This is a genomic window from Vibrio sp. S234-5, from assembly GCF_000960595.1.
Classification (GTDB): Bacteria; Pseudomonadota; Gammaproteobacteria; order Enterobacterales; family Vibrionaceae; genus Vibrio.
In genome coordinates this window covers 161,379-174,919 of sequence record NZ_JZAM01000237.1, presented here as the reverse complement: position 1 = coordinate 174,919, position 13,541 = coordinate 161,379, and the positions used below count along the sequence as shown (strand labels likewise).

The following is a 13,541-nucleotide window of genomic DNA, read 5'->3' as shown; positions in this document are numbered from 1 at the left end:
GTAAAACGGATGTTATTGCGAAAAAAGGAGCAGCAAACAGTGAATAAATGGAAATCCGCTCGTCAGACTCTTGCTGTTTGGTTGCTCTTTCCTCTTAGTTTTGTTCTCTCATCTTTGGCTTCGGCCGACAGCGAATCGCCCATTAAAGAGGTTAAACGACCCAAAATCGCTGTGGTTTTAGCTGGCGGCGGGGCAAAAGGTGCGGCGCACATCGGTGTACTCAAAGCGCTTGAAGAGATGCACATCCCAGTTGATTATCTCACCGGCACCAGTATGGGTGCCTATGTTGGCGGCTTGTATGCCACGGGGATGAGCGCGGATGAAATTGAAAGTTTTATCTACACCGTCGATTGGAATAGCGGCTATCGCGATCGGGTAGAGCGCAGTCAGCGCCGTGTGCGTGACAAAGAATCCGAAGACCGCTACCAACTGCGGACCGACCTTGGCTTACGTTTTGGTGAAGTGCGCACGCCACGTGGGTTTGTCCAAGGGCAAAACATGCTGCGAATTCTGCGCGAAACCACCGGTAACCTTAATGAATTCAACTCCTTTGATGAGTTGGCCATCCCGTACCGCTCGGTAGCGACCGATATTGTTGAACTCAAAGAGGTGGTGATCGACAAAGGACAGTTGGTCGATGCCATGATGGCGAGTATGTCGGTACCCGGCGCTTTGCCTCCCTATGAGCTGGATGGTCATATGCTGGTGGATGGCGGCGTGATCAATAATATGCCCGTCGATGTTGCCCGCGCGATGGGAGCGGACATTGTCATCGCGGTAGACATCAGTACCGACTACAAAAGCCGTGAAGATTTCACCACCTTTTTGGTTGTCGCCGATCAGCTGTCGAACTATCTGGTGCGGCGCAGTACCCAGCGTCAAGCCGCCAGCCTGACGGAGCAGGATATCTATCTGCGCCCGCAAGTGGGCAAAATGGAAACCACTGAGTTTGACAAAATGCCTGAAGCCTACCAAGCGGGTTACAATGCCACTTACAGTTTAAAGGAGGTGCTTAAGTCATTGGCACTCTCCAACGCTGACTATCAAGGTTATGTGGAGCAAAAGCAGCGGGCGCGTCGTAAGTTGGTTTACGGTGATCAGATGCCAATCGAGGAGATTGTTCTGCTCAACAACACGCATTACAGCGACCGATTACTCAGTAATCGCCTCGATCTGAAAACTGGTCAGGTGTTGAAGACGCAAGAGGTGGAAGCCGCAGTCGAAAATCTTTACGCATTAGATCGTTTTGAGCTGGTCTCTTACCATTATCAAGAGCGCGAGGGCGTTAACCAACTGGTGATGGACGTTAAAGAGAAATCTTGGGGCCCGAATTACGTCAACTTCCGTTTTTTCCTCGAAGATGATTTCACCACTGAGAGCCAATACGGGGTAGGGCTTTCAACCAACTTTACCAATCTCAATTCGCAAGGGGCTGAGCTGACCATCAATTTGGAAATGGGAACGGATAAACTGGCGGAGGCTGAGCTCTACACGCCAATTCGCGCTAGCCAAGACATTTTTTCCACCGCCAAGCTGGGTTACACCAGCGATAAGAGAAATGTTCCAGTCACTGAGTTCGATGAGCCGAGCTTAAGTGCCGCTTACGATTTCCTCCCTTTTACTTACAGCCAATTTACCACTGAGTTAGCCATCGGTTTTCAACCTGAGTTGTGGCAGGAGTTCAAGCTCGGAGGCCGGTTTAATAAAGGGGATATTGAAGTCACAACATTAGGTTCGGCAGGTAGCGCGAACTTTCAGCGCTTAGGGGCGTTTGCCCAGTATCGTTTAGACACACTGGATGACTACTCTCTGCCAACCTCGGGATGGTACTTAGATCTTGAATATCTGGTGTCTCATGATAAAAGCCCGGAAATGTTTGAGTCGGAGTTCACTGGTAAATCATCCAGCGACACTGTGTATGAACTGTCGCTGCTAGGTAAGGTAGCGCAGAGTTATCAGCGTCATACTTTGGTCGCAAGCGCCGAATATGAGATTGTCGAAAGCAAAAATGACTACACACCGCTGGATCCGAAAAGTATTGGCGGCTTCTTGAATCTGTCGGGTATTCCGCGTAATAGCTTGATTGGTCAGAACAAGTTTTTTACCAGCTTGATTTATCGTTATCGCTGGTTTGACAATGATTTTGGTTTATTTGAAGCGCCTGTCTACCTCGGCGCGTCGCTGGAATATGGTGGCGTCTGGTCGGATACCACACTCAAACTTAATGAGGCACCACTGTACAATGCCGCATCGATTTTTGCAGGGATCGATTCGCCGATAGGTCCAATTGTGCTTGCTTATGCAAGGACTGAAGAGCAACTGGATGCTGTCTATTTTATCATCGGTACGTCGTATCGTTGATCAGCCATCTGCGAAAACAGGGCAAATAAATAGTTAAAAATTATGGGACTTTAGTCTTAACTTGCTATGTTGGTCAAAGTGAGGAGATTTTAATTTCTCGTTAAATTTGCTATTCTGCTGCCCACAGTTTGGCCTCTGCGGCGCTGTTTCTCAATCAGAATTGAATGAAAACATGGGCAATAGGGAGCCAAGTTTCCATGGATGTTCACTCCTTTACTTTGGACAAATAGTATTAATAAAGGAGGAACCGCAATGAGAGGAAAAAGTCGTGCTTGAAGCCTACCGTAAACACGTCGAAGAGCGTGCCGCAGAAGGAGTTGTTCCTAAACCTCTGGACGCAGAACAAGTTGCCGGACTTGTTGAACTTCTAAAAAATCCCCCACAAGGTGAGGAAGAATGTCTTCTCGACCTGCTGGAAAACCGCATCCCACCCGGTGTTGACGAAGCGGCTTATGTGAAAGCCGGTTTCCTTGCGGCCATTACTCGTGGTGAAGCGAGTTCTCCTCTGGTGAGCCGTGAGCACGCTGCGAAGCTTCTCGGCACCATGCAAGGTGGTTACAACATCGAGCCGCTAGTGGCGCTGCTTGATGACGAGGCGCTGGCGCCAATCGCGGTTGAAGCGCTGTCTCATACACTGTTGATGTTTGACGTGTTCTACGACGTTGAAGAAAAAGCTAAAGCGGGTAACCAATACGCACAGCAAGTGCTGCAATCTTGGGCCGATGCAGAGTGGTTCCTATCTAAGCCACAATTGGCAGAGAAAGTGACCCTTACCGTCTTTAAAGTCACTGGTGAAACCAACACCGATGACCTATCACCAGCACCAGATGCGTGGTCTCGCCCTGATATTCCAGTGCACGCGTTAGCGATGCTGAAAAACGAACGTGATGGCATTGTGCCAGATCAGCCAGGCAGCATCGGTCCAATCAAGCAAATCGAAGCACTGAAAGAACAAGGCCATCAATTGGTTTATGTTGGTGATGTTGTGGGGACCGGTTCATCGCGTAAATCGGCAACCAACTCCGTGCTTTGGTTTATGGGTGATGACATTCCTTACGTACCCAACAAACGCGCTGGCGGATATGTGTTGGGTGGCAAAATCGCTCCTATCTTCTTCAACACCATGGAAGATGCTGGCGCACTGCCAATTGAAGTGGATGTCTCCAAGCTCAACATGGGCGATGTGATCGATGTCTACCCATATCAAGGTAAAGTGACCAACCATGCAACAGGTGATGTTCTCGCTGAATTCTCACTAAAAACCGATGTACTGGTTGATGAAGTACGCGCTGGTGGCCGTATTCCGCTAATCATTGGTCGTGGTTTGACTGAGAAAGCGCGTCAATCTCTAGGTCTCGCGCCTTCAGATGTGTTCCGCAAACCCGCAGACGTTGCCGATTCGGGTAAAGGCTACACGCTTGCTCAGAAGATGGTCGGTAAAGCATGTGGCGTGACAGGCATTCGCCCTGGGACTTACTGTGAACCTAAAATGACCACAGTGGGTTCGCAAGACACTACTGGCCCAATGACGCGTGATGAGCTCAAAGACTTGGCGTGTCTTGGCTTCTCGGCAGACCTTGTGATGCAGTCTTTCTGTCACACCTCAGCGTATCCAAAACCTGTCGACGTGAATACGCACCACACCTTGCCTGATTTCATCATGAACCGTGGCGGTGTGTCACTGCGCCCTGGCGATGGTGTTATTCACTCTTGGTTAAACCGCATGCTACTGCCTGATACTGTAGGTACCGGTGGTGACTCGCATACTCGTTTCCCATTGGGCATTTCATTCCCTGCAGGCTCTGGTCTTGTGGCGTTTGCCGCAGCGACCGGTGTGATGCCACTGGATATGCCAGAGTCTATCTTGGTGCGCTTTAAAGGCGAAATGCAGCCAGGTATCACACTGCGTGATTTGGTCCATGCAATTCCTTACTACGGCATCAAGCAAGGCCTGCTGACCGTAGAAAAAGCGGGTAAGATCAACGAGTTCTCTGGTCGTATTCTAGAGATCGAAGGGGTTGAACATCTGACGGTGGAACAAGCATTTGAACTGTCTGATGCGTCAGCTGAGCGCTCTGCAGCAGGCTGTACGGTGAAACTGTCTCAAGCGTCGATCGAAGAATATCTCAACTCGAACATCGTGATGTTGAAGTGGATGATTTCAGAAGGTTACGGCGACCGCCGTACCATCGAGCGCCGCATCGTTGCGATGCAAGAGTGGTTAGCAAGCCCAGAATTGATGTCAGCAGACAGCGATGCAGAATACGCTCACGTGATTGAAATCGACTTAGCAGAGATCAAAGAGCCAATTCTTTGTGCGCCAAACGATCCGGATGATGCTCGTTTACTCTCTGATGTTCAAGGCACGCAAATCGACGAAGTGTTCATCGGTTCGTGTATGACCAACATTGGCCACTTCCGCGCTGCGGGCAAGTTGCTAGAGAAGTTCAAAGGCCAACTGGATACGCGTCTGTGGATTGCACCACCTACCAAGATGGATCGTGACCAACTGACTGAAGAAGGTTACTACGGTATTTACGGTCGTGCTGGGGTGCGTATTGAAACGCCGGGATGTTCTCTATGTATGGGCAACCAAGCCCGCGTAGCAGACAAAGCGACGGTGATGTCAACGTCGACACGTAACTTCCCGAACCGTTTAGGTACGGGTGCGAACGTGTATCTATCCTCAGCAGAATTGGCTGCGGTCGGCGCGATTCTTGGCCGTATCCCAACGGTGGAAGAGTACATGGAGTACGCGAAGCAGTTGGATGCAACGGCGGCAGATACCTACCGTTACCTCAACTTCCACCTGATGGGGCAGTACACCAAAAAAGCCGACACGGTGATTTTCCAACAGCCGGCTTAAGTGTCACTGATAAAAAAACCGCTGAATCTTCAGCGGTTTTTTTTACGTTAAGCAAAGTTCAACGGCGCGACATACAAAAAGCAGCGGCAACGTTTCTGGCCGTCAGCTCTACGTTTTCCGCCGCTTCTGCCAGCGCGGTAGGTAAATCGACTGGGCTATTGACCACGGCAAAAACGGCATCGAGGCCATGTTCATGCACCACACCGCAATCGGCCGAGAGACACCCCGCGATGCCAATAACCGGTAAGCCGTGCTTCTTCGCCGTGCGAGCGACTCCGATTGGCGTTTTGCCGTGAATGGTTTGATTGTCAATACGGCCTTCTCCGGTGATCACCAGATCCGCATCAGTAACGATCTCATCTAAGCGAACCGCATCCATCACAATCTCAATACCCGGGCGAAGATCTGCGTCGAGCAAGCCTAGCAGCGCCGCACCCATGCCACCGGCTGCACCTGCGCCCGCCATATCGCGAACATCCTTGCCCAATTGCTGTTTGATGATCGCAGCGTAGTGTGCCAAGTTTTCATCCAAGATCGTAACCATCTCAGGGGTTGCGCCTTTTTGCGGGCCAAATACTGCAGACGCGCCTTTTTCGCCGCACAGTGGGTTATCAACATCGCACGCCACTTCTATGTGAACCTCAGCTAAACGCGGATCGAGATCGCTGCAATCGATTGTCGCCAATCTAGCCAGTTCACCACCACCATAGCCAAGCGCTTTCCCTTGAGCATCAAGCAGTTTGGTGCCCAGCGCTTGCGCCATGCCGATGCCACCATCGTTGGTCGCGCTGCCGCCGATGCCAACAATAATGTGTTCTACACCGTGATCGAGTGCGGCTTTGATCAGCTCTCCCGTACCATAGCTGGTGGTGATGAGCGGGTTGCGTTGCTCAGGCGTAACAAGATGAAGGCCAGAAGCCGCCGCCATCTCAATCACCGCAGTCTTTCCCTCACCGAGTAAGCCGAAAAAGCCACCAACAGGGTGACCAAGTGGGCCGATTACTGTGTGCTTGATGATGGTGCCGCCAGTGGCATCAACCAAGGATTGCACGGTGCCTTCACCACCATCGGCCATGGGCAGTTTGATGTATTGGGCATCGGGTAAGACTTGCTGAAACCCTTTTTCAATCGCGATGGCGACCTGCATTGCCGTTAAGCTTTCTTTGTAGGAGTCCGGCGCAATGACGATTTTCAGCGTATTTTTTACCCTCTGCTGAAGGGGCGGATGGTTTTGCTTCATCTTGGCAGTGGCGTCTTGTGGGCAATTTCCCGATAATATCACCCGAGATCGTCATCAATAGAGAAAAAGATGGATTACGAATTTAAGAAAAACGTGCTGGATGGTAGCTACTACTGCCATTGTTCAATGGGTCATGAAATCCTCGGCCGCTGGGTGCAAGAGGAGATGGGGAAAGATCAGGCTAAAGTTCGAGAGGTACTGGCTTTGCTTGATCAAGCCCGAGTCAACAGCGCGAAAGAGTGGAGCAGAACAGGCCCTGAGATCAGTTTGCTCATCTGCGGTGATGAAGTGACCATTCAAGACAACGCTTTGCTGATGGCGTACGACGACGAAGAGAGCGAGTTTGAGTTGTATGAGAGCGAAAGTATCGCCTGTTGCGGCTTAGAAGATTTTGAACAACTAATGCTGCAATGGCTGGAATTTATTCAACGCTAACCTTTTCGGTGCTCTATCTCTGTATCTGAGGTAGAGCGCCTTTTCTCTTCTTTTCCGGTTTTTTCCTCCCCGCTCGTTGTTAGCAGCTATTGCTCTCCTTCGCTGCGAACAGTACAGCAAACGTAAATAATGTAAATTAAATACAAGTGATAGTGATTATCATATAGCTTTTGACCAATTATGTTTGTTGCTCGCCGATTATGTTTTATAAACACCGCGCTTTTCAGCTGTGGGCTCGCCGCCTGCACATCTACGTTTCCATGGCCTTGCTTGGCTTGATGCTGTTTTTTGCGCTGACGGGCATTACCTTGAATCGCCCAGATTTGTTCGTTTCCAGCCAACCTCAATCTTCTTCTGTTCAGTTGAGCATTCCACAGGAACTGCTGTTTCAAAATGGCAAAGTGGCCGTCGATAAACGCACCTTAGCGCAATTTCTGACCGAGCAGACGTTTATTCCGGGCGCGATGTCGGATCTGGATATCTATAGCCGATACGAAGGTGAAACGCTTAAACAGGGCGAGGTGAGTGCCAGCTTTAATGCGCCCGGTTACAGCGCGGCGCTGTTTATCGATTTGGTGAGCGCGCAGGCAGAGCTTGACGTCACCGACTATGGCTGGGTTGCACGTTTGAACGATCTGCACAAAGGCCGTCACAGCGGTGAAGCTTGGAAGTGGTTGATCGATGCGTCGGCGCTGCTGATGTTGGTGTTTATCCTCTCTGGCGTGGCGCTGCTGCTCCCGAAAAAAAGCACCTTGAGCTACGCACTGCGCTGGTGCTCGGCTGGGTTGCTATTGACGGTCGCTGTTTACCTTTGGCTGGTGCCATAACGCACTCAAATAATGCAATAGGAAAAATATGAAAGGATTAATCAAGCAAGGCTGCGCCTTGTTTCTGCTGGCGGCGTTTTGCTCACCACTACAGGCCAAAACTCTTGGCACGTTGGAGATTGAGTTTAGCTTGCCGAAAATCGAGGGTGGCATGTACGCCAGACCTTATGTCGCGGTGTGGATTGAAGACGACCAAGGCCAGCCAGTGCGCACCGTCGCGCTATGGCAAAAAGACGATACCTGGCTGAAAGACTTGCGTCAGTGGTGGCGAAAAGTGGGCCGCTACGATCGTGATCTGGTGGATGCCATCACTTCAGCCACTCGACCAGCAGGGCAATATCGCCTGCAATGGGACGGCAAAGATCAGCAAGGCAACGAGCTTGCGCACGGCCAGTATCATTTCTTTGCCGAAGTGGTGCGCGAACATGGCGGGCGAGATGTGATTCGCCAGCCGATGAACCTAAGCCAAGCGCCAGTCAACTATCAACTTGATGCGACGCATGAAACGGGCCAAGTTCGGCTCTCTTACCAGCCTTAAGCCGCAACCAGCGGCTCGTGAGCAACCATTCATCAATAGGAAAGGATTATGTTTAACCGTAAATTTTCGACCGGTTTACTACTACTTGCTGCGCTGACCTCTGGCGCGGCTTCGGCTCATCCTCGCTGGCTGCTGCCGAGCGAGTTCAGCATCTCTTCACAAGAGGGCGACTGGATCACCACCGATGCGACGGCTTCGCATGGCACGTTTGTGTTTGACAAGCCGCTGAGTGTGGATTCCGGCTACGTGCTCACCCCCTCTGGCAAGCGTGAACGTTTTGCCTTTAGCGCCAAATTTAAGCGTAAATCCAGCTTTGATTTTTTCTTTAGCGAAGCCGGTACACACAAGCTGGCGCTGACGGGCGAACCGATGTACTTCACCAGTTACACCATCGGCAAACGTGAAACCGCGCGCCGCATTCGTGCCAGTAAAGCTGACCGCGCCGCGCAGTTACCTGAAGGGGCAGAAAATGTCAAAAGTACCTTGATGTTTAATCGCACCGAAGCGTATGTGACGGTCAATCAGCCTTCAACGCAAGTGTTCGCCTTGGAGAATCGCTATCTAGAACTGGTGCCTGTGACTCACCCGGCTGACATGATTGAAGGCGAGCCAATCGAGATGCAATTCTTCTTCAATGGTCAACCACAAGCTGGGGTGGAAGCGGAAATTCGTCAAGACGGCACTTTATACCGTAACCAGCAAGAAGCGGTGATGCTGCGCAGCGATCAAGACGGAAAAGTGCGTTTTACCCCAAGCAAAGCGGGGCGTTATCTGCTGATTGCTGGACACACCAGCCCACTGAGCAATGATGCCATGGCCGATGAAGCGCGCTCTAGCATTCATCTGACCTTTGAAGTGGTGTTGAAGTGATGCGTGTTGGCTTCACGTTCGCCACGGCAATGTTCAGTGCCAGCGCATTAGCGCACTTTCCTCTGATGGAGTGCAGCAAGCAAGGCAATGAAATTCACTGCCAAGCGGGTTACAGCGATGGCAGCACCGCCAGTAACGAAACCATTCGCCTGTTTAGCTACGACGATGTGCTGCTTGAAAGCCAAAAGACGGACGAGAAATCAAACGTGATTTTCACCCTACCAAGCGGCGATTATTACATCGTCTTTGATCCGGGGCATGAGTCCGCGGTTGAGGTTGATGGCGTTGAGCTTTGAGATAGAAAAGCCACAGAGCAAGGCCATTAGTGTGCCAGTGCGCGCAAACCGCGGCGACCAAGAGACGCGCTGGGTTGTTGCTGCGATAGCGCTGATCTTACTCTGCGCGTGGTTGGCTCTGCGCGTTTTTTACCCGGCAGAGGGGGCGCTTTCAGTCAATGCGCCCACTTGGCAGTTGCCTAATGAGGCCTTGAATGAAAAGCAGAAAAGCGTGGTGACGGAACTGTCACTGGCCGACTATGAGCTGCGCGACTACTGGCAAAGCCATGGGCAACTGCCTGAAGTCAAGTGGCTTGCCGAGCAAGCCATCGCCCCTTTTGTCGCTGATGCCAGTTGGCAATTTCTCGGCGCGCACCAATGGCAGCGGTTGAGTCAGGGGTATCTCGGCCAATCGACTCGTGCTCAGGGCACCGGGCATGTGCTGATCTGGTATGACGATGAGCTGCAAGTGCAAATCTGGTTTTTGCCCGACGAAAGTGCCCCTAATCGCGCTGATTTTGCCACTCACGCACCTTTGCAATGGATCTCGACTGGCTGGAAACGCTGGGCCCCGCAACCGCATATTCACTGAGGAGAAATGACTCGATGCGATATCTTCCACTAATGCGCCGAGCGATGACGTTTTGTCTTGGCCTGCTGCTCATCGGCACTGCCACGGCCAGTGACAAGCTGACCATCGGCATCACTTTGCACCCTTACTACAGCTATGTCTCGACCATAGTTCAAGATAAAGCGCAGGTTCTGCCGCTGGTGGACGAAGGCTTTAACGCGCACAACTATCAACCTCAGCCAGCGGATCTACTGCGCTTGCAGCAAATGGACGTGATTGTCGTCAATGGCATTGGTCATGATGACTATGCGATCAAAGTGCTTGATGCGGCGCAGCGTAGCGACTTGGCGGTCATCTATGCCAATCAAAATGTGCCACTGCTGGCGGCAATGGGGGCGAGTATCGGCAGTGGGGCGAAAAATCCGCACACATTCGTTGGCATCGCAACCTCGATTCAAAAGGTTTACACCATCGCGCAAGAGCTGGCGAAGTTAGACTCCGCCAACGGCGCGTTTTATCTTGCCAACGCGCGCCAGTTTGCCAAGCAGATGAGACAAATGAAGTTTCAGGCGATGCAGCAACTGAGCGATGACAATGTGCAGGCGCTGAAAGTGGCCACCACGCACAACGCCTACAACTACTTCCTGCAAGAGTTTGGGATTGAAGTGAGTGCGGTGATCGAGCCTGCTCACGGTGTCGAGCCGAGCGCCAGTCAACTGCAAGAGACGATCGAAAAGATCCGCCGCTCTGGCATCAACGTGCTTTTTTACGAACTTGAAATGCCCAATCGCTTTGTCGAAACCATTGAGCGCGAGACCGGGGTGAAACTGTACCGTTTTTCTCATATGACTCACGGCGCTTTTGAGCGCGACAAGGTGCAACGAGAGATGGCGGAAAACACCGCGACATTAGTCGAAGCGATTCGCTACGCCAGTCGCTTGGCCGCCGGAGAGTCGGCATGAAACACGGGCCAGAGATTGAACTGTGTGGCGTAGCGCTGCGTTATGGCCAGCAGCCTGTGCTGAGCGAGATGAATCATCGTTTTGCCGCCGGGCAGTGCCATCTGATTATGGGGCCGAACGGCGGGGGTAAAACCTCGTTGCTGCGCTCCATCATGGGGTTAACTCCGTTTGATGGCAAGATCACCCTGCATTGGCCCTCAGAGGCTAAGCAGCGTATTGGTTATGTGCCACAAAAAGCGCTGTTTGAATCCAGCCTGCCGATCAGCGTGCTCGATTTTATGCTGTTGAACATCAGCCGCGCGCCGCTGTTTTTGCAAAAATGGCTGCCTAGCTACGCCAGTCATCAAGCCTTGGTCTACCGAACGCTCGCTCGGGTGGGGATGGAGCAACGCGCCCATTTACGCCTTGGTCAGCTTTCGGGCGGCGAGCTACAGCGGGTGATGTTTGCCCAAGCCTTGTGGCACGAGCCAGAGCTGTTGATCTTGGATGAACCTGCGACCGGAATGGACGAGCAAGGGGTGCAATATTTAGAGCAGTTGATGGCCCAATTAGTCGCACAAGGGGTGACCTTGCTCGCGGTTCACCATGATATCTCCGCTGTAAAGCGCATTTTGCAACATACACCCGGTCAGGTGCATGTGGTCAATCGTGCCATGGTCGATTCTGGCAGTGTGCAGCAGGTGTTGAGTGTCGATAAGCTGGAGCGCTTGTTTCAACACCACTCGCAACAGCGCTTGCTCGAAAGAGGAAAAGCGGCATGAGCAGTCTGCAAACTTGGCTGATGGAAGCGGTGCAACAGGGGTGGTTGGCCGAGAGCTTTCAGTACGCCTTTATGCTCAACGCGCTGATTGCCGCCGTGATTTTGGGTCCGCTGCTGGGCGGCTTAGGCACCTTGGTGATTGCCAAACGCTTGGCGTTTTTTTCCGAAGCGGTCGGGCACGCGGCCATTACTGGTATTGCCATCGGTATCTTGCTCGGGGAAGATCCGCAATCGCCGATGATCGGTTTGTTCAGCTTCTGCCTGATTTTTGCTTTGATGCTGCACTATGTGCGCAGCCGCACTCAGGTCCCATATGACACCTTGGTTGGGGTGTTTTTGTCTTGCGCGCTGGCGCTCGGAGCGGCGCTGCTGATGTACGTGGCGCGTAAAATCAACATCCACTTGCTGGAAAATGTGCTGTTTGGCTCGATTCTGACCGTGACCGAGCAGGATATCGCGCTGCTGGCTCTGGTCTGCTTTACTGTGTTACTGGTATTGTTTTTTACCTACAACCGCATTTTGCTTTGCTGCCTCAGCCCAGATGTGGCGAAAGTGCGCGGCCACAGTGTCGCCTTTTATGACTATTTGTTTGTGCTGATGATCACCTTAGTGACGATTGTGGCGGTGAAAGTGATTGGCGCTGTGCTGGTTGGCGCGCTGCTGCTCATCCCCGGTGCAACGGCGCGCCTGATAGCGCGAGATAACCGCCGCTTTGTGCTGCTGTCGGCACTGTTAGCGACCTTAGCCTGCTTGGGCGGTACGCTGCTGCCTGTGCTCTATCAATGGCCGCTACCTTCCGGCGCTGCAATTATTTTACTCTCCTCCTGCTTCTTTGTGCTCGCTACTCTGTGGCGCGTGATGAGGCCCAATGGATAATACGATGAAACAATTATTGCCAGCGCGTATGACGCGCCTTCTTTCGCCAATTTTGTTGCTTGGTTGTGCTTTGGCGAGCTTGTCTGTGCCTGCCTTTGCTAAGGAAAGCGTGCTCACGTCACTGCCCGTCAATTATTGGCTGGCGAGCGATTTGCTTAAGCATACTGAGGTGGAGGTGCGTTACCTGCCGTCACCGCGTTTTAGCATGTCGCGCCATCAAGCCTGGTTCGAGGCCGAGCAAGAGGCAGTGGCTCAGGCCGCGAAAGACGCCAAAGCGGTGGTGACGATTCGTTCGGTGTGGCCACAAGACCCGATCTTCCCGCAGGTGCGTCAGCACAATATTGGCGTGATCCAGATTGATTCTGCCCAGTCGCTGTTACCAAGGGCGCAATCGGTGGCGTTGGTGCAGTACCAACAGCAGGTCTCTCCGTATGTGTGGCTCAATCCAGCCAACTTAGTCACCATGCTTGGCATCCTCAGTGATGACCTACAACGTGTTTTCCCCAAGTGGCAAACACAGATCCGCCACAATCAGCGCGAAATTGCGCTGGCAGTTCAGCAACTGATTTTGACCAATCAGCAGCGATTGATGGCACAAGATATTGAAAGTGTGCTGCTGCTGGATGAAGCCTTGATTGATTTTGCTGCCGGGTACAGTTTGCATGTGCAAGGCGTACAGGCAAAATCGGAGTTGGAATGGGATGCGCAAGATGTGGCGCAGATCAGAGCTTGGATCGCGCTCAACCCCAATCTCTGGATCGCGACAACTCGCCCAGTGAGCCCCAAATTGCGCGAGCTGTTACCTGAATTTTCGCACTATTTGCAGGTAGATGCCGTCTCGCGTCTTGGTTCGAGTAAAAGCGGCGTCACGATTGAGCGCTGGCGGATTAAAGCGCTTGAGCAAGAGGCTGCAAGATAAACTCATCGATAATATTAATGATTTTCCACTATTGCATCGGT

At 52.1% G+C, this 13,541-nt stretch carries 13 protein-coding genes; 12 read left to right on the top strand and 1 reads right to left on the bottom strand.

Going from position 1 to position 13,541, the window contains the following annotated elements; translation table 11 throughout:
* Positions 1–81: 81 nt before the first annotated feature.
* Both UF06_RS15175 and acnB read left to right on the top strand, forming a co-directional pair.
* Positions 82–2,361 carry a patatin-like phospholipase family protein gene (locus tag UF06_RS15175; protein WP_045571276.1) on the top strand — a complete coding sequence of 760 codons (2,280 nt, stop codon included), beginning with the start codon at positions 82–84 and terminating at the stop codon, positions 2,359–2,361.
* A gap of 268 nt (positions 2,362–2,629) precedes the next feature.
* Positions 2,630–5,227, top strand: coding sequence for a bifunctional aconitate hydratase 2/2-methylisocitrate dehydratase (acnB, locus tag UF06_RS15170; protein ID WP_045571184.1), 2,598 nt, complete (start codon positions 2,630–2,632; stop codon positions 5,225–5,227).
* A 58-nt stretch (positions 5,228–5,285) separates the two neighbouring features.
* On the opposite strand, the gene UF06_RS15165 is transcribed toward acnB, so the two are convergent.
* Positions 5,286–6,422 (bottom strand): glycerate kinase, encoded by a 1,137-nt coding sequence (locus UF06_RS15165; RefSeq protein WP_045571275.1) that lies wholly within the window; start codon positions 6,420–6,422, stop codon positions 5,286–5,288.
* 114 nt (positions 6,423–6,536) lie between these two features.
* On the opposite strand from UF06_RS15165, the gene UF06_RS15160 reads away from it, so the two are divergent.
* The 10 genes from UF06_RS15160 to UF06_RS15115 all read left to right on the top strand — a co-directional run bounded on the left by UF06_RS15160 (position 6,537) and on the right by UF06_RS15115 (position 13,500).
* Positions 6,537–6,902: a YacL family protein gene (locus tag UF06_RS15160; RefSeq protein ID WP_045571183.1), complete on the top strand. Its 366-nt coding sequence runs from the start codon at positions 6,537–6,539 to the stop codon at positions 6,900–6,902.
* A 200-nt stretch (positions 6,903–7,102) separates the two neighbouring features.
* Positions 7,103–7,729, top strand: a complete 627-nt coding sequence (locus UF06_RS15155; protein WP_045571182.1) for a PepSY-associated TM helix domain-containing protein — start codon at positions 7,103–7,105, stop codon at positions 7,727–7,729.
* Between the two features lie 28 nt (positions 7,730–7,757).
* Positions 7,758–8,267 carry a DUF2271 domain-containing protein gene (locus UF06_RS15150; RefSeq protein WP_045571181.1) on the top strand — a complete coding sequence of 170 codons (510 nt, stop codon included), beginning with the start codon at positions 7,758–7,760 and terminating at the stop codon, positions 8,265–8,267.
* A gap of 48 nt (positions 8,268–8,315) precedes the next feature.
* Entirely contained in the window at positions 8,316–9,137 is an 822-nt protein-coding gene (locus UF06_RS15145; RefSeq protein ID WP_045571180.1) for a DUF4198 domain-containing protein, read from the top strand.
* Positions 9,137–9,433 carry a hypothetical protein gene (locus UF06_RS15140; RefSeq protein WP_045571179.1) on the top strand — a complete coding sequence of 99 codons (297 nt, stop codon included), beginning with the start codon at positions 9,137–9,139 and terminating at the stop codon, positions 9,431–9,433. The genes UF06_RS15145 and UF06_RS15140 overlap by 1 nt, the downstream gene beginning before the upstream one ends.
* Positions 9,417–10,004 (top strand): hypothetical protein, encoded by a 588-nt coding sequence (locus tag UF06_RS15135; RefSeq protein ID WP_045571178.1) that lies wholly within the window; start codon positions 9,417–9,419, stop codon positions 10,002–10,004. The genes UF06_RS15140 and UF06_RS15135 overlap by 17 nt, the downstream gene beginning before the upstream one ends.
* Before the next feature lie 32 nt (positions 10,005–10,036).
* A complete protein-coding gene (locus tag UF06_RS15130; protein WP_226972195.1) occupies positions 10,037–10,945 on the top strand; it encodes a zinc ABC transporter substrate-binding protein in 909 nt (302 codons plus the stop codon).
* Entirely contained in the window at positions 10,942–11,706 is a 765-nt protein-coding gene (locus UF06_RS15125; RefSeq protein WP_045571176.1) for a metal ABC transporter ATP-binding protein, read from the top strand. Before UF06_RS15130 ends, UF06_RS15125 begins: the two co-directional genes overlap by 4 nt.
* Positions 11,703–12,581 carry a metal ABC transporter permease gene (locus UF06_RS15120; RefSeq protein ID WP_045571175.1) on the top strand — a complete coding sequence of 293 codons (879 nt, stop codon included), beginning with the start codon at positions 11,703–11,705 and terminating at the stop codon, positions 12,579–12,581. The genes UF06_RS15125 and UF06_RS15120 overlap by 4 nt, the downstream gene beginning before the upstream one ends.
* A 4-nt stretch (positions 12,582–12,585) precedes the next feature.
* On the top strand, positions 12,586–13,500 hold the full coding sequence (locus UF06_RS15115; protein ID WP_193157528.1) for a zinc ABC transporter substrate-binding protein: 915 nt from the start codon (positions 12,586–12,588) through the stop codon (positions 13,498–13,500).
* Positions 13,501–13,541: the final 41 nt, after the last annotated feature.

Bases quoted from the DNA above. Each gene is read 5' to 3' on its own strand.
- UF06_RS15160 (WP_045571183.1), top strand. From the start codon at position 6,537: ATGGATTACGAATTTAAGAAAAACGTGCTGGATGGTAGCTACTACTGC.
- UF06_RS15155 (WP_045571182.1), top strand. From the start codon at position 7,103: ATGTTTTATAAACACCGCGCTTTTCAGCTGTGGGCTCGCCGCCTGCAC.
- UF06_RS15150 (WP_045571181.1), top strand. From the start codon at position 7,758: ATGAAAGGATTAATCAAGCAAGGCTGCGCCTTGTTTCTGCTGGCGGCG.
- UF06_RS15145 (WP_045571180.1), top strand. From the start codon at position 8,316: ATGTTTAACCGTAAATTTTCGACCGGTTTACTACTACTTGCTGCGCTG.
- UF06_RS15140 (WP_045571179.1), top strand. From the start codon at position 9,137: ATGCGTGTTGGCTTCACGTTCGCCACGGCAATGTTCAGTGCCAGCGCA.
- UF06_RS15135 (WP_045571178.1), top strand. From the start codon at position 9,417: ATGGCGTTGAGCTTTGAGATAGAAAAGCCACAGAGCAAGGCCATTAGT.
- UF06_RS15130 (WP_226972195.1), top strand. From the start codon at position 10,037: ATGCGCCGAGCGATGACGTTTTGTCTTGGCCTGCTGCTCATCGGCACT.
- UF06_RS15125 (WP_045571176.1), top strand. From the start codon at position 10,942: ATGAAACACGGGCCAGAGATTGAACTGTGTGGCGTAGCGCTGCGTTAT.
- UF06_RS15120 (WP_045571175.1), top strand. From the start codon at position 11,703: ATGAGCAGTCTGCAAACTTGGCTGATGGAAGCGGTGCAACAGGGGTGG.
- UF06_RS15115 (WP_193157528.1), top strand. From the start codon at position 12,586: ATGAAACAATTATTGCCAGCGCGTATGACGCGCCTTCTTTCGCCAATT.